26 protein-coding genes are annotated in these 23,223 nt (G+C 68.9%); 11 read left to right on the forward strand and 15 right to left on the reverse strand.

Going from position 1 to position 23,223, the window contains the following annotated elements; translation table 11 throughout:
• Nucleotides 1–60: 60 nt before the first annotated feature.
• The gene (locus A5771_RS16650) at nucleotides 61–684 is read right to left on the reverse strand and encodes an aldehyde dehydrogenase family protein (protein WP_234783085.1); all 624 of its coding nucleotides are present in this window, start codon (nucleotides 682–684) and stop codon (nucleotides 61–63) included.
• On the opposite strand from A5771_RS16650, the gene A5771_RS16655 reads away from it, so the two are divergent.
• Nucleotides 676–1,098: a hypothetical protein gene (locus tag A5771_RS16655; RefSeq protein WP_064856296.1), complete on the forward strand. Its 423-nt coding sequence runs from the start codon at nucleotides 676–678 to the stop codon at nucleotides 1,096–1,098. The two genes, A5771_RS16650 and A5771_RS16655, sit on opposite strands and share 9 nt — an antisense overlap.
• Before the next feature lie 63 nt (nucleotides 1,099–1,161).
• Entirely contained in the window at nucleotides 1,162–1,746 is a 585-nt protein-coding gene (locus A5771_RS16660) for a TetR/AcrR family transcriptional regulator (RefSeq protein ID WP_064856297.1), read from the forward strand.
• Between the two features lie 25 nt (nucleotides 1,747–1,771).
• Here A5771_RS16660 and A5771_RS16665 read toward each other — a convergent pair whose 3' ends face one another.
• The gene (locus A5771_RS16665; RefSeq protein ID WP_064856298.1) at nucleotides 1,772–2,203 is read right to left on the reverse strand and encodes a type II toxin-antitoxin system VapC family toxin; all 432 of its coding nucleotides are present in this window, start codon (nucleotides 2,201–2,203) and stop codon (nucleotides 1,772–1,774) included.
• Complete coding sequence (locus A5771_RS16670; protein WP_064856299.1) at nucleotides 2,190–2,447, reverse strand: ribbon-helix-helix domain-containing protein; 258 nt, start codon at nucleotides 2,445–2,447, stop codon at nucleotides 2,190–2,192. The genes A5771_RS16665 and A5771_RS16670 overlap by 14 nt, the downstream gene beginning before the upstream one ends.
• 77 nt (nucleotides 2,448–2,524) lie before the next feature.
• On the opposite strand from A5771_RS16670, the gene A5771_RS16675 reads away from it, so the two are divergent.
• Nucleotides 2,525–2,824 carry a fatty acid desaturase gene (locus A5771_RS16675; RefSeq protein WP_064856300.1) on the forward strand — a complete coding sequence of 100 codons (300 nt, stop codon included), beginning with the start codon at nucleotides 2,525–2,527 and terminating at the stop codon, nucleotides 2,822–2,824.
• Nucleotides 2,825–2,837: 13 nt separating this feature from the next.
• Here the strand turns inward: A5771_RS16675 and truB are convergent, their stop codons facing one another.
• From truB to A5771_RS16690, 3 genes are read right to left on the reverse strand one after another with little or no spacing between them, the layout of a single operon-like run.
• Complete coding sequence (truB, locus tag A5771_RS16680; RefSeq protein WP_064856301.1) at nucleotides 2,838–3,722, reverse strand: tRNA pseudouridine(55) synthase TruB; 885 nt, start codon at nucleotides 3,720–3,722, stop codon at nucleotides 2,838–2,840.
• Nucleotides 3,719–4,390: a 4'-phosphopantetheinyl transferase PptT gene (gene pptT / locus A5771_RS16685; protein ID WP_064856302.1), complete on the reverse strand. Its 672-nt coding sequence runs from the start codon at nucleotides 4,388–4,390 to the stop codon at nucleotides 3,719–3,721. The genes truB and pptT overlap by 4 nt, the downstream gene beginning before the upstream one ends.
• Nucleotides 4,387–5,352 carry a metallophosphoesterase family protein gene (locus A5771_RS16690; protein WP_064856303.1) on the reverse strand — a complete coding sequence of 322 codons (966 nt, stop codon included), beginning with the start codon at nucleotides 5,350–5,352 and terminating at the stop codon, nucleotides 4,387–4,389. Before A5771_RS16690 ends, pptT begins: the two co-directional genes overlap by 4 nt.
• Nucleotides 5,353–5,467: 115 nt before the next feature.
• On the opposite strand from A5771_RS16690, the gene A5771_RS16695 reads away from it, so the two are divergent.
• Both A5771_RS16695 and A5771_RS16700 read left to right on the forward strand, forming a co-directional pair.
• Entirely contained in the window at nucleotides 5,468–6,046 is a 579-nt protein-coding gene (locus tag A5771_RS16695) for a DUF3558 family protein (RefSeq protein ID WP_064856304.1), read from the forward strand.
• 7 nt (nucleotides 6,047–6,053) lie between these two features.
• Nucleotides 6,054–7,688, forward strand: coding sequence for a CocE/NonD family hydrolase (locus tag A5771_RS16700; RefSeq protein ID WP_064856305.1), 1,635 nt, complete (start codon nucleotides 6,054–6,056; stop codon nucleotides 7,686–7,688).
• Here A5771_RS16700 and A5771_RS16705 read toward each other — a convergent pair.
• Nucleotides 7,641–8,384, reverse strand: coding sequence for a DUF5642 family protein (locus A5771_RS16705; protein WP_234783086.1), 744 nt, complete (start codon nucleotides 8,382–8,384; stop codon nucleotides 7,641–7,643). The two genes, A5771_RS16700 and A5771_RS16705, sit on opposite strands and share 48 nt — an antisense overlap.
• A gap of 5 nt (nucleotides 8,385–8,389) precedes the next feature.
• Nucleotides 8,390–8,695, reverse strand: coding sequence for a hypothetical protein (locus A5771_RS16710; protein ID WP_131808928.1), 306 nt, complete (start codon nucleotides 8,693–8,695; stop codon nucleotides 8,390–8,392).
• Nucleotides 8,696–9,163: 468 nt separating this feature from the next.
• On the opposite strand from A5771_RS16710, the gene A5771_RS16715 reads away from it, so the two are divergent.
• On the forward strand, nucleotides 9,164–9,472 hold the full coding sequence (locus A5771_RS16715; protein WP_064856308.1) for a hypothetical protein: 309 nt from the start codon (nucleotides 9,164–9,166) through the stop codon (nucleotides 9,470–9,472).
• Between the two features lie 48 nt (nucleotides 9,473–9,520).
• Here the strand turns inward: A5771_RS16715 and A5771_RS16720 are convergent, their stop codons facing one another.
• Nucleotides 9,521–10,813 (reverse strand): lipase family protein, encoded by a 1,293-nt coding sequence (locus A5771_RS16720; protein WP_064856309.1) that lies wholly within the window; start codon nucleotides 10,811–10,813, stop codon nucleotides 9,521–9,523.
• 560 nt (nucleotides 10,814–11,373) lie between these two features.
• Here A5771_RS16720 and A5771_RS16725 point away from each other — a divergent pair.
• Genes A5771_RS16725 through A5771_RS16740 form a run of 4 tightly spaced genes read left to right on the forward strand, consistent with a single transcriptional unit; the run spans nucleotide 11,374 to nucleotide 16,076 of the window.
• The gene (locus tag A5771_RS16725) at nucleotides 11,374–12,588 is read left to right on the forward strand and encodes an acyl-CoA dehydrogenase family protein (protein ID WP_064856310.1); all 1,215 of its coding nucleotides are present in this window, start codon (nucleotides 11,374–11,376) and stop codon (nucleotides 12,586–12,588) included.
• The gene (locus tag A5771_RS16730; protein ID WP_064856311.1) at nucleotides 12,588–13,730 is read left to right on the forward strand and encodes an LLM class flavin-dependent oxidoreductase; all 1,143 of its coding nucleotides are present in this window, start codon (nucleotides 12,588–12,590) and stop codon (nucleotides 13,728–13,730) included. The genes A5771_RS16725 and A5771_RS16730 overlap by 1 nt, the downstream gene beginning before the upstream one ends.
• Before the next feature lie 13 nt (nucleotides 13,731–13,743).
• Nucleotides 13,744–14,874, forward strand: coding sequence for a dimethylsulfone monooxygenase SfnG (sfnG, locus tag A5771_RS16735; protein ID WP_064856312.1), 1,131 nt, complete (start codon nucleotides 13,744–13,746; stop codon nucleotides 14,872–14,874).
• Nucleotides 14,871–16,076 carry an acyl-CoA dehydrogenase family protein gene (locus tag A5771_RS16740; protein ID WP_064856313.1) on the forward strand — a complete coding sequence of 402 codons (1,206 nt, stop codon included), beginning with the start codon at nucleotides 14,871–14,873 and terminating at the stop codon, nucleotides 16,074–16,076. The genes sfnG and A5771_RS16740 overlap by 4 nt, the downstream gene beginning before the upstream one ends.
• 10 nt (nucleotides 16,077–16,086) lie before the next feature.
• On the opposite strand, the gene A5771_RS16745 is transcribed toward A5771_RS16740, so the two are convergent.
• A complete protein-coding gene (locus A5771_RS16745; RefSeq protein WP_064856314.1) occupies nucleotides 16,087–16,638 on the reverse strand; it encodes a DUF1802 family protein in 552 nt (183 codons plus the stop codon).
• 33 nt (nucleotides 16,639–16,671) lie between these two features.
• Between A5771_RS16745 and A5771_RS16750 the strand changes: the two genes are divergently transcribed.
• Complete coding sequence (locus A5771_RS16750; RefSeq protein WP_064856315.1) at nucleotides 16,672–17,427, forward strand: enoyl-CoA hydratase; 756 nt, start codon at nucleotides 16,672–16,674, stop codon at nucleotides 17,425–17,427.
• Between the two features lie 15 nt (nucleotides 17,428–17,442).
• Here the strand turns inward: A5771_RS16750 and A5771_RS16755 are convergent, their stop codons facing one another.
• The 5 genes from A5771_RS16755 to infB form a co-directional block, all read right to left on the reverse strand.
• Nucleotides 17,443–18,003: a sugar O-acetyltransferase gene (locus A5771_RS16755; protein WP_064856316.1), complete on the reverse strand. Its 561-nt coding sequence runs from the start codon at nucleotides 18,001–18,003 to the stop codon at nucleotides 17,443–17,445.
• Between the two features lie 11 nt (nucleotides 18,004–18,014).
• The gene (locus tag A5771_RS16760) at nucleotides 18,015–19,334 is read right to left on the reverse strand and encodes an MATE family efflux transporter (RefSeq protein ID WP_064856324.1); all 1,320 of its coding nucleotides are present in this window, start codon (nucleotides 19,332–19,334) and stop codon (nucleotides 18,015–18,017) included.
• Between the two features lie 16 nt (nucleotides 19,335–19,350).
• Complete coding sequence (locus A5771_RS16765) at nucleotides 19,351–20,355, reverse strand: DHH family phosphoesterase (protein ID WP_109401176.1); 1,005 nt, start codon at nucleotides 20,353–20,355, stop codon at nucleotides 19,351–19,353.
• Nucleotides 20,336–20,815, reverse strand: a complete 480-nt coding sequence (gene rbfA / locus A5771_RS16770; protein WP_064856318.1) for a 30S ribosome-binding factor RbfA — start codon at nucleotides 20,813–20,815, stop codon at nucleotides 20,336–20,338. The genes A5771_RS16765 and rbfA overlap by 20 nt, the downstream gene beginning before the upstream one ends.
• Nucleotides 20,816–20,817: 2 nt before the next feature.
• Nucleotides 20,818–23,223: translation initiation factor IF-2 (gene infB, locus A5771_RS16775; RefSeq protein WP_064856325.1), on the reverse strand; the 2,406-nt coding region annotated here is incomplete at its 5' end.

The following is a 23,223-nucleotide window of genomic DNA, read 5'->3' on the forward strand; positions in this document are numbered from 1 at the left end:
CATACATACACGGCGGATTGTTTCAGGGATGAGGCGTGGCTCGGATCAAGGACGCGGACGTCAACGCAGGTACTTCAGGAATCTGACCGCGCGGCTCAGCACCTCCCCATGGATACGCCGGGGCAACCCGAACCGCGACTCGATCGAGATCAACCGCTGAACGGCGATCGTCTGCGCCTCGGTGTAACGCAGCAAGCCTGAGGCGCCGTGGCGCCGCCCCACACCGGACGCCTTCATCCCCCCGGCGGGTGCGGAATGCGCCCCGAACGCCGCGGCGTAGCCGTCGTTGATGTTGACCCCGCCGGCCCGGATCCGCTGCCCGAGCCGCAGGCCTTCTTTGGTGTCCCGGGTCCAGATGCCGGCCGACAACCCGTAGGCGGTGTCATTGGCCAACGTGATCGCCTCCTCGACGGTGGCGAACGGATAGATCGCGGCGACCGGGCCGAAGACCTCCTCGGCGTGCAGGCACGCGGATGCCGCCACGTCGACCAGGATGGTGGGCTCGTAGCACTGCGGGCCGATATCGGTACGCGGCCTACCACCGGTGAGTACCGAGGCGCCGGATGCGGTGGCCTGATCCAGGTAGCCGGCGAACCGCTCGAAGTTGGCCCGGGTGGTGATCGATCCCATGTCGTAGTCGAACGAATAACCGGTGCCCAGCCGCACCCGTTTGGTGTGTTCCACGGCGCGGTCAATGAATTCGTCGATCACAACACCACGACGATCCCCGGCCTGCCGAACCTGTTCCTGCTGATGGGTCCCAACTCTCCGATCGGCAACTCCTCACTTGTGCCGATCGCCGAGATCCAAGCCGACTACGTGGTGGCGTGGCTGCGCCGGATGCGTGAGCGCGGAATTGTCGAGATCGAGCCGACGGCGTCCGCGACCAACCGCTTCTACGACGAGGTGGGCGACGCGATGGGCGGCACCGTATGGGTCAGCGGCTGCGACAGTTGGTATCTCGGCCCGGACGGCGTTTCGCTGCTCTGGCCGTGGCCGCTGGAGGAATTCCGCCGCCGGCTCGCCCAGTTGGACCCGGCCGATTTCATCGTCCGGACCGCGCCGTCGGAGACCGCCGAGCCGCACCCCCCGCGATGAGCACGTGACCTGCTGCGGTAGACAGGACCCATGCCCTAGGCCAGCGGTCGCGTCCGTCGCCGAATGGCGCCCGCCGACCGAGCCCGTCAACTGTTGCGCAGCGCCGAGGAGGTGTTCGCCGAACGCGGGTTCCACGCCGCAACCATGGACGATATCGCCCGGCATGCCGGGGTGACCAGAACTGTGCTGTACCAGCATTATTCATCCAATGACGAACTCGCCGCCGCGTCACTGTCCGGATCATTGCTCAAACTGCACCGGATCATCGACGAAGCCACCGCTACCGGTGATGATATCTACCGCCGCCTGCAGACGATCGTGCGCAAGGCGATGGCGTTCATTTCCCACGGTGGACCGCTGTGTCGCGCCCTGCTCGCCGACGGTGCCCTGACCGGGACGAAGGCGGGTCACCAAGCCGAGTCGATCCGCCGGAACATGGACGCCCTGGTCGTCGATCTGCTCCACGAGCTCGGATACGCCACAGACAGCGCCCAGACCGTGATCCACGCCCGCGCGATCGTCGGCGCCGCCGAACGGGTCGCCGAAACGCTCGCCGCCCCGCCGACCGATCGTGCCAAGACCGACGCGACGGCCGACGCGGTGCTCGACCTGTTCTGGCGCGGGATGCGTCCGCGATCCGGGGTTTGAGGCTCAGCCGGACTCACCCGCAGCTTCAGAGGTCGAGCGGATGCCGCCAGCGCAGCCGACTGAAACGAGCGAAGCCGCGGTCGGCACTCAGCCAGGTCGCGTTGTTCTCGACCGCGTAGGCGGCCAGATATGCGTCGGCGACATCGTTTCCGCGGGCATCGATTTCGGCGGCAAGTTGCCGGAACAGGGTCCAGTGCCGTTCCCCGGCCCACAGCCTCATGGCGCTGCGGGCGGCCAGCAGTTCGTCGACCGCGGCAGTCGTATCGGCCAAACTTGCCGGCTCGGTGAAAACCCTGCGATTGGTCATCACCCGCACGAACCCGCTGAGCGCCAGATCCGGCAGACCAAGCGGCTCGTCGTCATTGGCAAGCCGTTCGAGCAGGCCGCGGTAGTCGTCATGTTCGGGCAGGTCCGTGCGGTGCGCGTAGACCAGGACGTTGACGTCAACGCAGCGCATCGAGCGAGCCGTGGTCGTCCATCACCTCGGCGACCGCAGCGTTGGACGACAGGTCCACGCCGGGCCGAAGCCCCCCGCTACCGAGCGGCCGGACCGTATAGCGGGCCTTCGGCTCCCGGGTCTGCGGGCGCAGCCCACGCCGCACGGCGTCTTCGAGCACCGCGGCGACGGTTCGTCCGGACCGGGCCGCCAGCGCCTTCACCTCCCGGTAGAGGTCGTCATCAATCCGGATCGTGGTGCGCATATCAGCATCTTAGCGTCACCGGTATACATAAAGATGCCAACCCGTCGACGCCTCGCGCCGGCCCGTCGACTACGGGGGTGGAACCCGAGGACCAGTCGATCGACGGCGAGACCCGCGGCCAGTGGTACCTGCGGCAGATGCTCGGTTCGGCCAACATCAGCGGCGGCAGCCTGAGCCATCTGATGAGCGGCAACTTGTCATTACAGATCGAGCACCACTTATTTCCGGACCTGGCCAGCAATCGCTTCTGCGAGATCGCGCCGAAGGTCGCCGAACAGGTCGCCTCGGCGTGGCGCAATGTGATCCGGCTGTCACTGCCCAACGACCTGCTGTCCTCCGGTGTCCATGGGGCCCAAGCCGTCGCCGCGGTGGCGTAGCGCCGGCGCCTGCTCACAGCGTCGCCGGCCGGATGACGACCACCGATCTGGTCCGCCGCCCGGAATCCTCCAGCAGCGCGATCACCCGCCCATCCGGGGCGGTAGCCGCATAGACGCCGTCGAGGCCCGCGGGCGCCAGCGGCCGGCCGTGGCTGGCGTCGAGTGCCTCGTCGGCGGTCAGGCCGCGGCGCGGAAAGGTCTGCAGGCAGGCGTCATCCAGGCTGTAGCTCAGCCGCGGGGCGTCTCCCAGCTCTTCCAGGGTGCGGGCTTGATCCAGGCCGAAGCTGCCGGCCCGGGTGCGCCGCAGCGCGGTCAAGTGCCCGCCCACCCCCAGCTCGCCGCCGAGATCGCGGGCCAGCGCCCGGATGTAGGTGCCCGCCGAACAATCCACCTCGACGTCCAGATCGACGAACTGCCCGGTGCGGCGCACCGCGAGGACTTCGAAGCGATCGATGCGCACCGGGCGGGCCGGCAGTTCGACGGCGCGGCCCTCCCGGGCCAGCTGGTAAGATCGCTTGCCGGCGACTTTGATCGCGCTGACCGCCGAGGGCACCTGCAAGATATCGCCACGCAGGTTCGAAACCGCGTCGACGATCTGGGAGTCGCTGAGGTGCGTGGCTGAAACAGTCTGCAGCACTTCGCCGTCGGCGTCCTCGGTGGAGGTGGTCTGACCCAGCCGGATGGTGGCGGCATAGGATTTCACCGAGGTGGTGAGCAGGCCGAGAATCTTGGTGGCTCGTTCGATGCCGATCACCAGCACGCCGGTGGCCATCGGGTCGAGAGTGCCGGCGTGGCCGACCTTGCGGGTGGAGAAGAATCGGCGGCACCGCGAAACCACATCGTGGCTGGTGATTCCGGCTGGCTTGTCGACGATCACCAAGCCGGGCTGCACGCTCACAGCACGATCGCCGTCAGCACCAGCCCGCCGGTGACCGACCACCGCCCACGCAGCTCGGTCAGTGGCGGCCCGGCCAGGGCTGCGGGGTCGATCAGGATGCGAGACACGAATGTCCCGGACGCCTCGCCGGTCAGAGTGAAACTGATGTGGGCGTCCTCGAAGCCGAGCCACCTCCTGGTCAGCGGAAACCATGCTTTGTAGGTAGCTTCCTTGGCGCAGAACAGGATCCGGTCCCAGTGCGGCTCGCGCGGGAGCGCGGCCAGCTCGGCGCGCTCGGCCGGCAGGCTGACCGCGTTCAGCACTCCGTCGGGCAGCACGTCGTGCGGCTCGGCGTCGATGCCTACCGACCGCACGTCAGCGCTGCGACCCACCACCGCGCCGCGGAAACCCGCGCAATGGGTAAGGCTGCCGACCACGCCGTCGGGCCAGGTCGGTTCGCCCTTCTCCCCCTTGAGGATCGGCACCGGCGGCCGACCGAGCTCCTCGAGCGCCAGCCGGGCGCAGTAGCGCACCGTGATGAATTCGTTGCGGCGCTTGGCGACCGACCGCGCAACCAGCGGCTCCTCCTCGGGAAGCGGGGCCAACCCTGGAGGGTCGTCGTAGCGTTCGGCCCAGGCCAGCGAATGCCCCGGCACCGGATCCAGCACCGTGTCCAGCAGCTTGCTCATCGGGACTGCCGCTGCCGCAGGCGTTCGGCGAACTGTGCGCTGGCCGCACGCATCTCGTCGGTGATGGCGAAGTGGCCGCCGAACTCGTTGAGATAGCCGGGCGGGTACTGCGGGTCGGGCAGTACCTGCCGCAGCCAGCGGTGCGGCGGGCGTCGCTTCCACTCCCGTGGGTAGCCCACCGAAACCTCTTCGAAGCGCACCCCGTCATAGAAGGTGGTGCGCGGGATGTGCAGATGGCCGTAGACCGAGCAGGTGGCGTTGTAGCGGGTGTGCCAGTCGGCGGTCTCGGTGGTGCCGCACCACAGCGAGAACTCCGGGTAGAACAGCGCGTCGCAGGGCTCGCGCACCATCGGGAAGTGGTTGACCAATACGGTCGGCGTCATCCAGTCCAGGCCTTCGAGCCGCTTGCGGGTGACGGCCACCCGGTCACGGCACCACGCGTCGCGGGTGCCGTACGGCTCGGGGGACAACAAGAACTCGTCGGTGCACACCACGTTGTTCTCCCGGGCCAGTGCCAGACCCGCGGCCTTGCTGGTCGCCCCGACGGGCAGGAACGTGTAGTCGTAGAGCAGGAACATCGGCACGATGGTGGCCGGGCCGCCCTCCTCGGTCCAGACCGGGAAGGGGTGCTCCGGGGTGATGACGCCCATCTGGTCGCACATGTCGACCAGGTAGTCATAGCGGGAGCGCCCGAAGATCTGCATCGGGTCCTTGGTCGTGGTCCACAGCTCGTGGTTGCCGGGCACCCAGATCACCTTGGCGAAGCGCTTGCGCAACAGGTCCAGCGACCAACGGATCTCGTCGGTGCGCTCGGCGACATCACCGGCGACGATCAGCCAGTCGTCACCGGTCGCCGGATGCAGCGACTCGGTGACCGGCTTGTTGCCCATGTGGCCGGTGTGTAGGTCGGAGATCGCCCACAGGGTCGGGCCGTGCGAGGCCGTCGGCTCACGGGTGGTCACGGGGTTCGAGCCTAACGGGTCCGGCGAACTGGAACGTGTTCTCGCCTTCGTGGGAGTGGCCCGCGCCACAACTTGTACACTCCCGGCAGAACACCGGGCGGAAGCGAGGAGTGTCATGCTCACCAAACTGCGGCTGATCACCGCGGTCAGCGCACTGGTGATGGCCGTCGTCATGGTCGGGCAGCAGTCCGGGAGCGGCGTCTCGGGTGAGGGCGGGGTGCAGCTGCGCTCCACCGCGATGCCGCTGGCGCCACCGCCCACCTCGAGCAAACCGGTCAACCTCACCAACCCGCGGCCGTTCGACGCCTGCGAGGACATTCCCTTCGACGTGATCGCCCAACTGGGGCTGGCCTTCACGCCGCCCAAGCCGGTCGAGGGGGTGCGCTGCGAGTTCGATGCCGGGAACTACCAAATGGCCGTCGAGACGTTCGTGTGGCGCAGCTACGACGAGACGTTGCCGGCCGACGCGATCGAGACGGACGTCGGTGGGCACCGTGCGGCGCAGTTCTGGGTGATGAAGCCCACGGAGTGGAACAACCGGTGGTGGGTCTCGTGCATGGTGGCGTTCAAGACCAGCTACGGGGTGATCCAGCAATCGCTGTACTACTCACCGGTCTACTCCAACCCGCAGGTGGACTGCCCCGCCGAGAACCTGATGCGCGCCCACCAGCTGGCGCCGCACTACAAATACTGATCCCTTGGTGAGGACCGCCCCGCGTCTCGCCGATGTCGTCTTGAACCGGGCGCTACGGCGGCTGCCCGCGCCCACCACCGGCTACACCGTGCGCCGGGAACGCATCGAAATGCGCGACGGTGTCGCCCTGACGGCCGACCACTACCAACCGACCGGCGAGGTGGGCGGCACCCTGCTGGTTCGCTGCCCGTACGGCCGGGGCTTTCCGTTCGCGCTGGTGTTCGGGCGGATGTACGCCGCCCGCGGCTACCGGGTGATCCTGCAGAGTGTCCGCGGCACCTTCGGGTCGGCGGGCGTGTTCGAACCCATGGTCAACGAAGCCGCCGACGGCGCAGACACCGTGGCGTGGCTGCGTACCCAGCCGTGGTTCACCGGTTCGTTCGGCACCATCGGACTGTCGTATCTCGGCTTCACCCAGTGGGCATTGCTGGCCGATCCGCCGCCGGAGCTGGCGGCCTCGGTCATCACCGTCGGGCCGCACGATCTCTACCAGTCCACTTGGGGCGCCGGGTCGTTCGCGCTCAATGACTTCCTGGGCTGGAGCCACTTGATGGCCCACCAGGAAGACCGCCCGCGGATCCGGGCCGGTGTGCACCAGCTGACCGCCCAGCGCAAGGTGAAGCGCGCCGCGGCCGGTCGGCCGTTGGGTACGGCCGGCCGGAAACTGCTGGGCGACGGCTCAGCCTGGTATGAGTCGTGGGTCGAACACCCCGACGCCGACGACCCGTTCTGGGATGTGCTGCGCCACCCCGCGGCGCTGGAGCAGTCACGGGTTCCGGTGCTGCTGCTCGGCGGCTGGCAGGACCTGTTCCTGGATCAGACGCTGGCCCAGTACCGGGCGTTGCGCGACCGGGGCGCCGAGGTCGCGATGACCATCGGGCCCTGGACGCACACCCAGATGCTGACCGCCGGCCTGGGATTGGTCACCGCCGAGTCTTTGCAGTGGCTGGACACCCATCTGCGCGGCTCGACCACGACGCCGCGGCCGAGCCGGGTCCGGATCTTCACGGCCGGTCGGGGTTGGGAAGACCGGTCGGATTGGGCGCCGGCCGACGCCTGGCAGGCGTGGTACCTGCAGCCCGGTGGCACACTTGCGACCACCGCACCCGATGCGGCCGCCACGCCGGCCACTTTCCGCTTCGATCCCAGCGATCCGCCCCCGACGATCGGCGGGCGACTGCTGTCCGCGGCCGCCGGGTACCGCAACGACAGCCGGCTGCACCGGCGCGCCGACATGCTCAGCTTCACCAGCGCCACGTTGACCGAAGATCTGGACGTGTTCGGTGTCCCGGTGCTGGAGTTGGACCACAGCTCCGACACCGGCCACGTCGACCTGTTCGTCCGGGTCAGCGAGGTCGACACGCGCGGCCGCTCGGTCAACGTCGCCGACGGCTACCGACGGCTGCGGCAGCGCACCGGGCCGGTGCGCATCGAGTTGGACGCCCTGGCGCGCCGTTTCCCCGCCGGCTCCCGAATCCGGGTGCTGATCGGCGGCGGCAACCACCCCCGCTACGCGGCGAACCCGGGCACCGGCGAAGCGCCGATCAGCGCCACCCGGGTGCAACCGGCGCTGCACACGCTGCCGTTCGGCCGGTCACGATTGCTGCTGCCCGCGGACCGCCGCGACGGCCTTGACCAGTAGGTCCGACATCAGCCGCTGCGGATCCAACTGGGCGTCCGCGCTGCCCATCACGACGATCGACGTCCGGTCGTCGAGTGCCGCGGTGTAGAGGTAGTCGGGATCTTCCTGGGGATCCGCGACGGACAGCCTGACGCCGGTTGTGGTGGCGCCGGCGATGGCGGGTGCCGGTATCCGCTCCACGGTCCCGGTCGCCTCCGGCGAACCGGACAGCGAGATCCGGTCGCAGCCCGCCGGACCATGCCCGGCCGCAATCGGATTCGGTGACCGCAGGGCGACGACATACACGTTTCCCTGGTCTCCCTGCCCGATCACGCCGGCGGCTTCGGTGCCGGCCTTCGGATCGACGTAGGGCGGGATGACCACCGACCGGCACTGGGGCGGCTCGACCTGGGCGTCGGTGAACGCGGCGACCGCCGACCCGGCGATGTCCTGCTCCCCCAGCGTCTTGGCCGGGTGCGCCTGCGCGGTGAAGCCCGCCGGGAAGCCGTCCTTGACGGCGTCCACCCGGGAGATGTCGTACGGTGCCGGGCTGGGCTCAGCGGCGGGCGGCGGCGACACAACCGAGCCCGCCGGAGCCCCCTCGGTACCGGTACCGCACCCGGCGAGCGTTGCCCCGACACCGAGTGCGGCCAGTAGCAGCAGCCCGTGGCGGGCGGCCGTTCGGCGCCCGCCATCAGGTTTCGGTGTGACCGCCATCGCGGTCACCACCACCACCACCAGTGGTGCCAGAAGTGGTGATGATGATGACGCCACCAGTGATGCCCCCACTGCGGCATCGGCCCGGACTGCCAGCCGGTGGCCAGCACGCCCGGACCCGCGGATTGCGGCTGACCGACCAGTGCAGGCGGCGCGTCGGCGACCTGAACCGTGGCCGGCGGGGATGCCGGGAAGCCCTCCGGGGCGGCCTGCGCCGGCCCCGCAGCACCCGACAACAGCGCACCGGCGAACACGCCGGCTCCGATCGCCCCGGCCGCCACGCGCCGGCACGAATTCCGTGAAATCACCATGATTTCCTCCTCGTCAAGATTCCCGAATTCTCTTGATATTCTTGCAGAGTAGCACTCATGACCTGGCTCAACAATGGTTTGTCCGACAGTTTTACGGCTTCGTACGATTTCGCAGACGGAACGCCACAAATAATGCGGAAGGAAGCGGTTATAGCAGGTCAGAAGCTATTTACTGATCTACTGAATCACTGATTTACGGGTATCCGTATTTCATGAAATCATGGACCAATCCAGTCCCATCATGCCTATTTTCAGGCGCACTGATAACGGGCGGTAAATTAACTTCGACGGTATTTCGATTCGAGGCCCGGGACGCGCCGCTATGTCGGCACCCGGTATCCGGCTTGAGCGACCCGGACAGCAAGCTGAGCCCACCATCCGCTGCTCTGGCGCTCACCTGCGTCCGTTGACGGGCTACTCTGGCGTGAGTACCAGGGCGAGGTACCACCGCTACCGAAGGTCCACACGATGAGCACCGCCAGCGATCCCCTCGAGAACCGCAGTGTCCGCGGCGCGCCCACCGGCTGGGCGCCGGCGCGCGAGCCAGGGATGAAGCCGACGGAGCCGATCCCGCTGCGTCAAACCCGGACCCGCCGCACCGTCGATCTGTCGCCGGCCCAACACCGCGGGCTGGATATGTGGCAGCGTGAGGCCGCCGACCGCGTGGGGTGCGCCCGGATCACCGGGCAGGAAGTGATGACGGCGCTGATCGACCAGCTGCTGTCCGACCCGGACCTCTCGGCACAGATCATCCGGACCCTGCGATCCCGGCGATAACACCACCGCGACCGCGGGGTGCGCATTCGCCCTGATCCCCGGCGAACCTCACTCGGCCTGGATTGCCGCGCAGTTGGAGTGGGTCGGCAGACCGTTGAAGCGATCGCTGACCCACGCCATGCTCCGCTCACCATCGACGAACTGCAGCAGCAGGATGTTGATGTCCATCTTGTTCAGGAACGGAGGCTGCTCGTTGGTCCACAGTTCGACGTCAGCGCCCAACCTGCACCAGTCGCGCGCGGTGTCACGAGCCGACGTGTAGGGCGCCAACGGGTCCCAACGGTTGTGCGAGATATACACCGGCCCTTTGGGTTTGATGTTTCCGACCCGCTGCGAGGCGAAGATCGTCTTGAGCGGCTCGGCGGAGGCGACCTCATTCAAGTCGTCCTTGAACCAGAACCGCAGGTGACGGAACGCGTAGTCGACGCCGCCCTGCACCAGGCAGGTGTGACCGCTCCAGTCCAGCATCTGAACTCCCCGCGGGGTCAGCGCATCCCAAATCGCTTGCTCGGTCTCCGGATACGACGCCTGGATGCCGCGCAGCAGATAACCGGCCATCACCGCCAAGAAGTTACCGTCGACCGAGGGGATCGCCTCGACCACGTTGGTCAGCGGCGCGTTGGCGTAGCTGCCCACGACGTTGAGTTCGGGCGCATAGGTCGGTGCCAACTCGGCAGCCGACAACGACGCCTGCCCGCCGGACGCCCAGCCCCAGAACGCGACCGGTCCATGTGGATCCAGGGATGTGCCGGGCAACTTCTGAGCCGCGCGGGCGGCGTCGATCAGCGCCGTTCCGGCCGCAACCCGGTTCAAGAACTGAGGCGACTGCGGTCCGTGCGTACCCAGTCCCACCCCGTCGGTCACCACGATGGCGAACCCGCGCGCCAGCAGTGTCGCGATGAAGCCTTCTTCGTAGTTGAAGGTCAGGTCGAAACCCTGGGAGAAGTGGATACCCTGGTCCAACAGCCGCGACGGGGCGCACTGCTCACCGACTCCGTACGGGCCGGTCGCATACGCGATCAGAGGACGCGGTCCGCTCCCCGGCCACGGCACGTCGGGCTCGATGTAGGCCCCGGTGACGGCAACCGGATGCGCCTGAGCATCCGTGCCGCGGTACATGATTCGCGTTCCGGTCCCGACGAAGGCGCCCAACTGCCCCGACGGTTCCAGCACCAGCCGCAGCGGTTCGGTCCGGATCAGATCCCCCGGCTTCCCGGCCGGAAGCGGTGCCGGCGGCGTATAGAACGCTTCGTACTTGACGTCGTCGGCGTTCGCCACCGGGTCAGCCGCCAGGGCCAGCGAACCGACGGCCACCAGGACGGCGACCACCGCCGTTGCCACCTGGGCCCTCGATCGCCGTCGCGTCCCCGCCCTGACCGCTGACTCCGCAGCGCTGCAGTCGCTGCGCGTCCGCCGCCGAAGGGTCACGCTGGACAAGTCTTGACGATTCATCGAAAACCTCATTGGCTCTTCCTGTTTGGACGCTGTAACCGCTGGTACGCACGGAGGCGTGAGACCGCCGCACGCCGGACGGCGATTCAAGACGGAATGAAATTTCAGCCAACGCCGATACGCAACAGGCTGCCGACTGGTGCACACAGGTCACAGAGCTGTGGTCAGCGGCTTAGCGCGTGATGCCAATAAGCTCCAGTCCGAGCGAAACCTGGCGCATCGGCTTGACTTTCGGCAACCCGGCCAACCGTGCGGCGGTCCCTCGGAGCCCCACCGGATTCGGCTCAGCTTGTTTTTTAGCGCGTCAGACCGCTATAGGGGCAGCTCAGCATCGGTTCAGCCCGCGAGCTCGGCCGGCACCGGTGTTGTTCGGGAACGGGTCCTCCGCGTTGTATCTCATGTCAACGCCACACATCCGTTGTGCCACTTAGTTCCCCGAGGAGTCCCCCATGACCGTCGTCACCGAGCGGCCGGCCGCCAGCGGCCAGACCCTCGCTCATGTGCTTGCCACCGCCGACCGGGTCGCCGAAAAGCTGCGCCAGACCGCGGCCGAGCGCGACAAGGCGAATGCGACCCCGCGCGCCGAGATCGAGCTGCTGCGATCCAACGATCTGCTGCAGATCCAAGAGCCGGCCAAATACGGCGGATCCGGGCTGAACTTTGCCCAGGCCTCCCAGGTCACCCGGCGGATCGCCCGCGGCGACACCTCGATCGCCCACCTGCTCGGCTACCACTACGCCCAGACCCGGGTCGCCACGCTGTTCGGCACGCCCGCGCAGGCCGACGCCCAGTCCCGCCGCAATGCCGCCGAGAAGTTGTTCTGGGGCGGTATCCAAAACCCGCGTGGCAGTTCAGGATTGGTCTTGACGCGTGACGGTGACGGCTTCCGGCTCAACGGCAGCCGAACCTTCGCCAGCGGCGCCAGCACGGGCGACCAGCTCTCGGTGACCGCACTGCTGGACGGGTCACAGGTCTTCCTGTCCCTCGACACCCGCGGGGGACGGCAGGGTTTCATCTTTCTCGACGACTGGGACAACATCGGCCAGCGCCTGACGGACTCCGGCGGGGTCCGGGTCGTCGATGCCCGCATCGAACATCATGAGGTACTCGGTGCGGAACCGTTCACCGGTGGCACGCTCAGTCCGTACCAGACGCTGATCACTCCGCACTGGCAGTTGGCCTTCGTCAACTTCTACGTCGGCACCGCCGAGGGCGCGCTCACCGAGGCACTGAATTGGACCAGGGAGTACGCCACCCCGTGGGAGTCCTCGGGCGTCGAGCGCGCCACTGACGATCCCTACCTCCTGCAGACCGTCGGCGAGCTGGTCAGTCAGGTTCGCGCCGCAGCGCTGTTGGCCGACCGCGCCGGCGAGGCGCTGCAGGAGGCCGTTGACTTCGGTCCCGCACTGACCGAGGACCAGCGCGCCGAAGCCGCGATCGCGGTGTACGAAGCCAAGTTTCTGTCCACCGAGGTCGGCTTGCAGGCCGCAGGCCGACTGTTCGAAATCCAGGGCGCCCGCGCCACCGCCAGTGCCTACGGCTTCGACCGGCATTGGCGCAACCTGCGCACGCACACCTTGCACGACCCGGTCGCCTACAAGGCGCGTGAGGTCGGTGACTGGGTGCTCAACCACCGGCACCCTGAGTTCTCGCTGTACCGCTGATGGCCATCACACTGCACTGGTTCCTGCCCACCAACGGTGATTCCCGCAGCGATCTGAGTCTGGGGAACGCCGTCGGTGCCGCAGGCAGCCGCCTAAACCCCGATGGCGCCGACCGCGCCCCGGGCCTGGACTACCTGCGTCTGGTCGCCGGGGCGGCAGAGCAGTTGGGGTTCACCGGGGCGCTGACCCCGACCAGCAGCTGGTGCGAGGACGCGTGGGTGTTCACCGCCGCGCTCAGCCAACTCACCACGCGGTTCAAGTTCCTGGTGGCTTTCCGTCCGGGTCTGCAGGCGCCGACGCTGGTAGCCCAGGCTGCGGCGACCTTCCAGCGGGTGTCGGGGGGCCGGCTGCTACTCAACCTCGTCACCGGCGGTGACGACGCCGAGCAGCGGCGGTTCGGCGACGGCTTGGACAAGGACGCGCGCTACGCCCGCGCCGCCGAGTTCCTCACCGTCTTCCGGCAGCTGTGGACCGGAGATCCGGTCACCTTCCATGGCGATCACCTCTTCGTCGAGGATGCGACCATCGTGCCCGCGGCGACCTGGCCGCAGATCTATCTCGGCGGCTCCTCGTCCGCGGCGATCGACGTGGCCGCCGAGCACGCCGATGTCTACCTGACCTGGGGAGAACCACCGGCCCAGGTCGCCGACAAGCTCGACGCGGTGCGCCGGCGGGTCAAGGACGCAGGTTCGGCTCGGGTGGCCTCCGGCGAGCTGCGGTTCGGGATCCGGCTGCATGTGATCAGCCGGCCCACCGCGGCAGAGGCGTGGGCCCAAGCCGACCGATTGCTGGCCGGCCTGCGCCCCGAGCAGATCCAGCGTGCCCAGCAGATCCAACAGCAGTCCGGGTCGGAGGGCCAGCGGCGGATGACTGCGCTGCACGGTGGGCGGACCGACCGACTCGAGGTGTCACCGAACCTATGGGCCGGTGTGGGCCTGGTCCGGGGCGGCGCCGGAACCGCACTGGTGGGTAGCCACCAGGAGGTCGCCGACCGCATCGAGGAGTACTACCAGCTGGGACTGGACGAATTCGTCCTGTCCGGCTATCCGCACCTGGAAGAGGCGTTCTCGTTCGGAGAGGGCGTGCTGCCCATTCTGGCCGAGCGGGGCCTGCTCGAGAACCCCGTTACCTCATACACGTAAGGAAGACAAGGCCATGCCGACCAATGCCCCCACGCCGCTGAGCTTCGCCTACTGGGTTCCCAACGTCAGCGGTGGACTGGTCACCTCGACGATTGAGCAGCGCACCGACTGGAGCTACGACTACAACGTAGCGCTGGCCCGGATCGCCGAGGAAGCCGGTTTTGAGTACGCACTGACTCAGGTCCGCTACACCGCGAGCTACAGCGCCCAATATCAGCACGAGTCAACCAGTTTCAGCCTGGCCCTGCTGCTGGCCACCCAGCGGCTCAAGGTGATCGCCGCGGTACACCCGGGAATGTGGCAGCCGGGAGTGCTGGCGAAATGGCTGGCGACCGCCGACCATCTGTCCAACGGGCGGGTGGCGGTCAACATCGTCAGCGGCTGGCTCAAAGACGAGTTCACCAAGCTCGGCGAACCGTGGCTCGAGCACGACGAACGTTACCGGCGCAGTGCCGAATTCATCCAGGCGCTGCGGGAGATCTGGACCAAGGACCGGGCGAATCTGGCCGGCGATTTCTACCGCATCCGCGACTTCAGTCTGCAGCCCAAGCCGCTTTCCTGGGACGGCAGGCCCCACCCGGCGATCTTCCAGGGCGGCAACTCCACCGCGGCCCGCAACAACGGCGGTCGCTATTCGGACTGGTACTTCTCCAACGGCAACGACTTCGACGGGGTCACCGCGCAGCTGGCCGACCTGCGCCGTGCCGCGGCCGACTCCGGTCGCGCCGAGCCGCCCCGCTTCGGCCTCAACGGCTTCGTCATCGTGCGCGACACCGAAGCGGAGGCCAAAGAGGTGCTGCGCGAGATCATCGCCAAAGCCGATGTTCGCGCGGTTGAGGGGTTCGGCGCGGCGGTGCGCCAGGCCGGCGCGTCAACCGCAGACCAGCGGGGTATGTGGGCGAACTCCAGCTTTGAAGACTTGGTGCAATACAACGACGGCTTCCGCACGCAGTTGATCGGCACCGCCGAACAGGTCGCCGAGCGCATCGTCGCCTACCGGAAGCTCGGCGTGAATCTGATCTTGGCCGGGTTCCTGCACTTCCAGGAAGAAGTCGAGGCGTTCGGCCGTAACGTGCTGCCGCTGGTGCGCGAACTGGAAGCACGTGCCGGGTTGGCGCCCGTTGCTGAGCCGGCACTGCCGTGACGGCAGGGACCGCGGTGCGACTTGACAGCCACGCCGAAGCCGTCGCTGCCGCAAAGACCTTCGCCGACGCGGTACGCCCCGGCGCGGCCGACCGGGACCGGGCCGGCCGCGTTCCGCACACCGAGCTCGCCGATTTCGACCGCTCCGGACTGCCGGCGATCACCATCCCGGCCGCCGACGGCGGGTCCGGCCTGGGGCCGGTGACACTGGCCGAGGTGATCGCAACGATCGCCGTCGCCGACCCGGCGTTGGCGCAGATCCCGCAGGGCCACTTCCTGGCCATCGACATCCTGCGCCTGCTGGGCACTGCCGACCAGCGCAGCACGCTGCTGGGCGCGGTGACCGAGGGTGGGCGCATCGCGCCGGTGCTGGCCGAACGCGGCGGCACCCACGCCCTCGACCTGAAGACCCGTCTGGTCGCCGACGGACCGGGCTGGCGCCTGGAGGGGACCAAGTACTACAGCACCGGCGCCATCACCGCACGCTGGCTGGCCGCCAGCGCGCTGGACCCCGACGAGCGGTTGGTGCTGGCACTGGTCGAACGCGACCGTGCCGGGGTGGCCATCGGCGAGGACTGGTCGGCGATGGGACAGCGGGCTACGGTCAGCGGTACAACAAATTTCGACGGCGTGCGCGTCGATGACGGCTTCGTCGTTCCGTACTGGACCGCGTTCACCGAGCCACAGCTGCTCGGTGCGCGAACGCAACTGGTGCACGCGGCTATCGAAGCCGGGATCGCACAGGGGGCGCTGGCCGACGCCGCGGAATTCATCCGCACCCGCAGCCGGCCGTTCGCCGAGGCGTACCGGGCCGATCACGCACCGACCGCCGCCGAGGATCCGACCATCCGGTTGCGGTTCGGCCAATTGGCCACCCGCACCCGCGCCGCCGTGCAGCTGCTGCGCTGGGCAGCCGACGTCCTCGAGGAGCTGGGCCTGATCCCGGCCGGCCCCGACACCGCCGCACACGGGTCGATCGCGGTTGCCCAGGCCAAGGCGTTCGCCAGCGAGGTGGCCGTCGAGGTCGCCAGCGAGCTGTTCGCGCTGACCGGGGCCAGCGGAACGGATCTCAAGCACGGACTGGATCGGCATTGGCGCAACGCCCGCACCCACAGCGTGCACGATCCGGTGGATTGGAAGTACCACCACATCGGCGCATGGGAGCTGACCGCTGTCCGGCCGCCCAATCACGGGCAGATCTGACCCCGCCTTGTCAGCCGACGGTGTCGCGGACCCCGGCGGTCACCGCCTCGAGCTGTTCGGTGGTGAATACCGGGTCGCCCAGCTCAGGGTCGGCGATCGGTAGCCGCACCCAGCTGGAGCAGCCGGCATAGTCGGGGCTGCGCGCCAACCGCACCGGTGCGACCAGCGGAAACACCTGGACCACCAGCGCCGTCAGCCGGTGTTTAGGCCGGAAATCCAGCCGGTCGGCACGAACCGATTCAGGCGTCCAGATGTGCAGGTCCGCGAGGTCATCCAGCGCGTCGGGCCGCTCCACGGGCAGCGCCGCAACGACTTTCGCTGCGGCCCGCACCAGCAGCTCGTCAGCGGTGGAATCGGCGGCCGCTGCTGCGAGCAGGTCACGGTGTTCGGGGCGGACCCGTTCGGCGTGGCTGTGCGCCACCGTCGGGAACAACAGGAACTCCTCGGCGGTGACGTCGAAGCGCTTCTCGTGAATGCCGCCCTTGCGCAGCAAGATTCGCTGCCGACCGGCCAGCAGGGCCGAGACGACGGCGCTCCACTCCTTCAACGCCGTACCGCGCATTTTCCTCAGGGTAGTCGGGGTTACCGTGAACCGGTGAGCGACGACATTTTGCTGGTCCAGACACAGGACCGTACCCGCACCCTGACCCTCAACCGTCCCCAGGCCCGCAATGCGCTGTCCAGCGCGTTGCGTGATGCCATCTTCGGCGCGCTGGCCGACGCCGACGCCGACGGCGATGTGGACGTGATGATCCTCACCGGCGCCGATCCGGTGTTCTGCGCCGGCCTGGATCTCAAGGAGTTCGGCGATTCGACTGCACTGCCCGACATCTCACCGCAATGGCCGGCGCTGACCAAGCCGGTGATCGGTGCGATCAACGGCGCGGCGGTGACCGGCGGACTGGAGTTGGCGCTGTACTGCGACATCCTGATCGCCTCGGAGCAGGCGCGCTTCGCCGACACCCACGCCCGGGTCGGACTGATGCCCAGCTGGGGGCTGAGCGTGCGGCTGCCCCAACGCGTCGGGGTGGGCCTGGCCCGCCGGATGAGTTTGACCGGGGACTACCTGTCGGCGGCCGATGCGCTGCGAGCAGGTCTGGTCACCGAGGTGGTGCCGCACACCGAGCTGCTGCCCGCCGCACGCACTGCGGCCGCGTCGATCGTCGGCAACAACCAGGCCGCGGTGCGGGCGTTGCTGGCCTCCTATCACCGCATCGACGAGTCGCAGACCGCTACCGGGTTGTGGATGGAGGCGGCCGCGGCCAAACAGTGGATGAAGCGGGTGAGCGGCGCCGACGTCGCCGCCAACCGGGAGGCCGTACTGAAACGCGGTCGCGCGCAAGTGGGGTGAGACGCGGACAATCGGCTAGCCGAGTGACCGGATGACCCGGCAGGGGTTGCCTGCCGCGAGCACCCCGGCCGGGAGGTCCCGGGTCACCACGCTGCCGGCGCCGACGACCGTGTCGGCTCCGATCGACACCCCCGGACAGACGATGACACCCGTTGCCAGCCAGGCGTTATCGCCGACGGTGATCGGCGCCGCCGACTCCCAGCCGGCGCGCCTGGCGTCGATGTCGTCGATCGGGTGCAGGGCGGTAACCAGTTGGGCGCGGGGGCCGATCGACACGTGGTCGCCGATGGTGATCGGCGCGCAGTCCAGCAGGACGGCGTCGTAGTTGATGAAGCAGTTCGCGCCGATGCCGATGTGTTTGCCGTAGTCGCAACAGAATCGGGGCTCAATGACCGAACCCGCCCCGAACGATCCGAGCAGCTGCCCCAGCAGGTCGCGGCGCCGGTCGTCATCGTCGGGCGCGGTGTCGTTGAACGCGGCAACCAAACGCCGGCAGGCTCGGCGGTCCGCGACCAAGTCGGGATCATCGGGCAAATACCGCTGCCCGCGGAGCATCCGATCCCGGTGACCGTTCATGCCGGCTGATCCTACTGGCGGGCGGTCTGCGCCCATCGCCCCGAGAGCGCGCGCCACCCGACGAACACCAGCCGCAGCGCGATGAACGTGGTCAGGCCCGACCAGATTCCGGCCAGCCCCCAGTCCAGGATCAGCGCCAACCAGGTCAGCGGCAGGAAGCCGGCCAGCGCGCTGATCACGGTGGCGGTGCGCATGAACGCCGCATCGCCGGCGCCCAGCAGAACGCCGTCGAGAGCGAAAACAATTCCGGCAAGCGGCAATTGGGCGACCAGGAACCACCACGGCACCCCGACTGCGGCCAGCACCGCGGCATCGCTGGTGAACAGTCCGGGTAGCTCACCGGCGCCGGCGGCCAGCAGGGCGGCCAGCACCACCGCGGCCACCGTGGAGAACACCGTCACCCGGGACGCCACCGACTTGGCGTGACCGGCGTGGCCGGCGCCCAGTGCCGCTCCGACCAGCGCTTGCGCGGCGATGGCCAGCGAATCGAGCACCAACGCCAGAAATGTCCACAGCTGCAGCACGATCTGATGGGCGCCCAGCGCTGCGGCCCCGAATCGCGCCGCGACCGCGGCCGCCGACACGAAGCAGGCCTGAAAGGCCAGGGAGCGCACGATCAGGTCGCGTCCCATCACCAGTTGTGCCCGCAGCACCGCGCCGTCCAGCCGCAAGGGGACCCGCTCGCAGTGCAGTGCGCGCAGGAACAACAGTGCGGCGAGCCACTGGCCGGCGCAGTTGGCCACCGCCGAGCCGGCCAGGCCCCAGCGCGGCATGCCCAGCGCGCCGAACACCAGCAGCGGGCATAGCAGCGCCGAAAGCGCAAAGCCGGCAACGACATAGCGCGGCGGACGTACGGTGTCCTGTACCCCGCGCAGCCAGCCGTTGCCGGCCAGCGACACCAGGATCGCCGGAGCGCCGAGGATCGCGATCCGCAGCCAAGGTAGAGCGGCCTGCGCGATGTCGTCACGGCCGGCGACGGCCGACACCAGTGGCACCGCTGCGGCCTGCACCCCGATGACGATCAGTGCGCCCAGACCCAACGCCAGCCAGGTCGCCTGCACCCCTTCGGCGACCGCGGCGGCGCGGTCGCCGGCACCGAAGTGCCGCGCCGAGCGCGCCGTCGTTCCGTAGGACAAGAAGGTGGCCTGCGAGGCGACCAGGCCCAGAATCAGCCCGCCGATCGCCAGTCCGGCCAGCCCGTGGGCGCCGAGCCGGCCGACGACCGCGGTGTCGAACAGCAGATACAGCGGTTCGGCGGCGAGCACCACCAGCGCCGGCAGCGCCAGCGCCGCGATCCGGCGGGCCCCGGCCGACTCAACGGCATCGGGCATGTCCATCATGGGCGGATCAAGCCAGCGCGGTGACCAGGGCAGCGACCACGTCGTCCGCGCCGCCGGTGACCGAATACCCGGCGGCCAGCCGATGTCCCCCGCCGCCGAACGACACCGCCACCGCGCTGAGGTCCACCGCCGACTTGGCCCGCATCGAAACCGCCCAGCAGCCCGGCTCGACCTCCTTGAACACCGCCGCCACCTCGGCCTGCTCGGTGGTGCGCACGATGTCGACGATGCTCTCCACCTCTTCGGGCCGCGCGGCGCTGCACTCGGCGTGGTCGACGACGGCATAGACCAGCCCGCGACCATGCGCGGCATCCGGCAGCAGTTGCGCGTCGGCCAGCACCCGCGAGAGCATCGTCAGCCAGCCGAACGGATGGGTGTCCATCACGCTGCGGGTGATCGTCGCGTTGTCCACGCCGACGCCGACCAGCCGCGCCGCCAGCCGGTAGGCGCGGGCACTGGCCCATCGGAACGAGCCGGTATCGGTGACCAGCCCGGCATACAGGCAGTGCGCCACGTCTTCGTCGATCGGTTCGCCCCATGCATCGATCAGATCTGCCACCATCATCGTCGTCGAATCCGCTGACGGGTCAACGTAATTCGCCGTTCCGAATAGCTGATTCGACACATGGTGGTCGATCACCAGCAACTCAGAACCGGCGGCGGCCAGCTCTTGGAGCGCCCCGAGCCGATCAGCGCTCGAGACGTCGACGGTCACCACCAGATCGACCTCGTGGCTTATCGTCTCCGGGCTGACCAGCAACTCGCCGCCCGGCAGCGACCGCAGCGACTGCGGCAGCTCGGCGGGGCAAGCCGGGCGGGCGAAACTGACCTGGACCGCCTTGCCGCACCGGCGCAAGACCATCGCGAGTGCCAGCCCGGCACCGATGGTGTCGGCGTCGGGATGCACATGGCAGATCACCGCCAGCGTGCCTGCACCCGCCAGCAGCTCCACGGCACCGGCGGCGTCGACGCGCCGACCCGGCGGCAGCGGATCAGGCGCCCGATCGCTCACCGTCACCGCTGTCTTCGGCGTCCGGCTGCGCCGGGGCCTCCCGGTAGGGGTTGGGGTCCCCGACCGGCTGCTTGCCCTCCCGGATGCGGGCCAGGTCGGCGTCGGCCGCCTGGGCCGCGGTCAGCAGCTCCGACATCCGGTGGGCGGCGTCGGGCACGGTGTCCCGGACGAACGTCAGGGTCGGGGTGAAGCGCACCCCGGTGCCGGCGCCGACCTTGGACCGCAGCACGCCCGTGGCGCCCTCCAGTGCGGCGGCAGCGCCGCCATAGTCGGGGTCCTCGTCCAGGGAGCGGCCCAGCACCGTGTAGTACAGCGTGGCGTCGTGCAGGTCGGCGGTCACCTTGGCATCGGTGATCGTGACTCCGGCCAGCCGCGGATCCTTGATCTCGTACTCGATCGCCGAGGCGACGATCGTGGAGATCCGCTTGGCCAGCCGGCGCGCGCGTGCCGGGTCAGCCATGGCTAGGTCCGTGCCTTCTCTACGAGCTCGTAGGTCTCGATGATGTCGCCTTCCTTGATGTCGCTGTAGGTCAGCGTCAGACCACATTCGTAGCCGTCGCGGACCTCGGTGACATCGTCCTTCTCCCGGCGCAGCGAGGAGACCGTGAGGTTCTCGGCGACCACCACGGAATCGCGCAGCAGCCGCGCCTTGGCGTTGCGGCGCATGATGCCGGAGGTGACCAGGCAACCCGCGATGTTGCCGACCTTCGAGGACCGGAACATGGCGCGAATCTCGGCGCGGCCCAGTTCCTTCTCCTCGAAGATGGGCTTGAGCATGCCCTTGAGAGCCTTCTCGATCTCGTCGATGGCCTGGTAGATGATCGAGTAGTAGCGGATCTCCACGCCTTCGCGGTTGGCCAGCTCGGTGGCCTTGCCCTCGGCACGCACGTTGAAGCCGATGATGATCGCGTCCGACGCCGACGCCAGGTTGACGTTGGTCTCGGTGATGCCACCGACGCCGCGGTCGATCACCCGCAGTGCCACCTCGTCGTCGATCTGGATACCCATCAGGGCCTCTTCCAGCGCCTCGACGGTACCGGCGTTGTCGCCCTTGAGGATCAGGTTCAGCTGGCTGGTTTCCTTCAGGGCCGAGTCCAGGTCCTCCAGCGAGATCCGCTTGCGCGTCCGCGCTGCCAGGGCGTTGCGCTTGCGCGCGTTGCGCTTGTCGGCGATCTGGCGGGCGATCCGGTCCTCGTCGACGACGAGCAGGTTGTCGCCGGCGCCGGGAACCGAGGTGAAGCCGACCACCTGCACGGGCCGCGACGGCAGCGCCTCGTCGACGTCGTCGCCGTGCTCGTCGACCATCCGCCGCACCCGCCCGTAGGCGTCACCGGCGACGATCGAGTCACCGACCCGCAGCGTGCCGCGCTGAATCAGCACGGTGGCCACCGGGCCGCGGCCGCGGTCGAGGTGCGCCTCGATCGCCACACCCTGAGCCTCCATGTCGGGGTTGGCCCGCAGGTCCAGGGCGGCGTCGGCGGTCAGCAGCACCGCCTCCTCCAGGGCCGCGATGTTGGTGCCCTGCTTGGCCGAGATGTCGACGAACATCGTGTCGCCACCGAATTCCTCTGGCACCAGGCCGTATTCGGTGAGCTGGCCGCGGATCTTCTGCGGGTCAGCGCCTTCCTTGTCGATCTTGTTGACCGCCACCACGATCGGCACATCGGCGGCCTGGGCGTGGTTGATCGCCTCCACCGTCTGCGGCATCACGCCATCGTCGGCGGCAACCACCAGGATCGCGATGTCGGTGGCCTTGGCACCGCGGGCACGCATGGCGGTGAACGCCTCGTGACCGGGGGTGTCGATGAAGGTGATCAGCCGCTCGGAGCCGTCGAAGTCGACGCCCACCTGGTAGGCGCCGATGTGCTGGGTGATGCCGCCGGCCTCGCCCTCGCGCACGTTGGCCTTGCGGATGGTGTCCAGCAGGCGGGTCTTGCCGTGGTCGACGTGACCCATCACGGTCACCACCGGCGGGCGGCTCTGCAGGTCCTCCTCGTCGCCGGTGTCCTCGCCGTAGGAGAGGTCGAACGACTCCAGCAGCTCGCGGTCCTCGTCCTCGGGCGAGACCACCTGCACGACGAAGTTCATCTCGCTGCCGAGCAACTCCAGGGTCTCGTCGCCGACCGACTGGGTTGCGGTGACCATCTCACCGAGGTTGAACAGCGCCTGCACCAGCGCGGCCGGGTTGGCGTCGATCTTCTCGGCGAAGTCGGACAGCGACGCGCCGCGGGCCAACCGGATCGTCTCGCCATTGCCGTGCGGCAACCGCACACCACCGACGACCGGCGCCTGCATGTTCTCGTATTCGGCGCGTTTCGCCCGCTTCGACTTGCGTCCCCGCTTGGGCGCGCCGCCCGGACGGCCGAACGCGCCGGCCGCGCCACCGCGCTGGCCGGGACGACCGCCGCCGCCGGGACGACCCCGGAAGCCGCCGGCGCCGGCGCCGGCGGGGGCCCCGCCACCGCCGCCGGGACCGCCACCGCGGTAGTTACCACCGGGACCGCCGCCGGGACCACCGGGACGGCCGCCGGGAGCGCCCGGACGACCGCCGCCGCCGGGCCGCGGCGGGCCGCCGGGACGCGGGCGGCCCTGCGCGCCGAAGTTACTGGTGCGACCGGGCATGTTGCCCGGTGTCGCGCCGCCGCCCGGACGCGGCATACCGGGCCGGGGGGCACCCGGCCGGGGTGCCTGCGGGTGCGGACGCGGAATGGCGCGCTCCACCGGCTGCGCCGACGAGAAGGGGTTGTTGCCGACGCGCGGCATCCGGGCACCGGGCTTGGGACCCGGTGCTGCCGGCCGGGGGCCGGGAGCAGCGGGCGACGGACCGGGCGCCGCCGGCGCAGGCGGCAAAGGGGCGACCGGAACCCG

Source organism: Mycolicibacter sinensis (assembly GCF_001667375.1).
In the GTDB taxonomy this organism is placed as follows: Bacteria; Actinomycetota; Actinomycetes; order Mycobacteriales; family Mycobacteriaceae; genus Mycobacterium; species Mycobacterium sinense_A.

Bases quoted from the DNA above. Each gene is read 5' to 3' on its own strand.
- A5771_RS16715 (WP_064856308.1), top strand. From the start codon at position 9,164: ATGAGCACCGCCAGCGATCCCCTCGAGAACCGCAGTGTCCGCGGCGCG.
- A5771_RS16710 (WP_131808928.1), bottom strand. From the start codon at position 8,695: ATGGTGATTTCACGGAATTCGTGCCGGCGCGTGGCGGCCGGGGCGATC.
- A5771_RS16745 (WP_064856314.1), bottom strand. From the start codon at position 16,638: ATGCGCGGTACGGCGTTGAAGGAGTGGAGCGCCGTCGTCTCGGCCCTG.
- A5771_RS16660 (WP_064856297.1), top strand. From the start codon at position 1,162: ATGGCGCCCGCCGACCGAGCCCGTCAACTGTTGCGCAGCGCCGAGGAG.
- A5771_RS16665 (WP_064856298.1), bottom strand. From the start codon at position 2,203: ATGCGCTGCGTTGACGTCAACGTCCTGGTCTACGCGCACCGCACGGAC.
- rbfA (WP_064856318.1), bottom strand. From the start codon at position 20,815: ATGGCTGACCCGGCACGCGCGCGCCGGCTGGCCAAGCGGATCTCCACG.
- A5771_RS16705 (WP_234783086.1), bottom strand. From the start codon at position 8,384: ATGGCGGTCACACCGAAACCTGATGGCGGGCGCCGAACGGCCGCCCGC.
- A5771_RS16670 (WP_064856299.1), bottom strand. From the start codon at position 2,447: ATGCGCACCACGATCCGGATTGATGACGACCTCTACCGGGAGGTGAAG.
- sfnG (WP_064856312.1), top strand. From the start codon at position 13,744: ATGCCGACCAATGCCCCCACGCCGCTGAGCTTCGCCTACTGGGTTCCC.
- A5771_RS16725 (WP_064856310.1), top strand. From the start codon at position 11,374: ATGACCGTCGTCACCGAGCGGCCGGCCGCCAGCGGCCAGACCCTCGCT.
- A5771_RS16755 (WP_064856316.1), bottom strand. From the start codon at position 18,003: ATGAACGGTCACCGGGATCGGATGCTCCGCGGGCAGCGGTATTTGCCC.
- A5771_RS16695 (WP_064856304.1), top strand. From the start codon at position 5,468: ATGCTCACCAAACTGCGGCTGATCACCGCGGTCAGCGCACTGGTGATG.
- pptT (WP_064856302.1), bottom strand. From the start codon at position 4,390: ATGAGCAAGCTGCTGGACACGGTGCTGGATCCGGTGCCGGGGCATTCG.
- A5771_RS16730 (WP_064856311.1), top strand. From the start codon at position 12,588: ATGGCCATCACACTGCACTGGTTCCTGCCCACCAACGGTGATTCCCGC.
- A5771_RS16760 (WP_064856324.1), bottom strand. From the start codon at position 19,334: ATGCCCGATGCCGTTGAGTCGGCCGGGGCCCGCCGGATCGCGGCGCTG.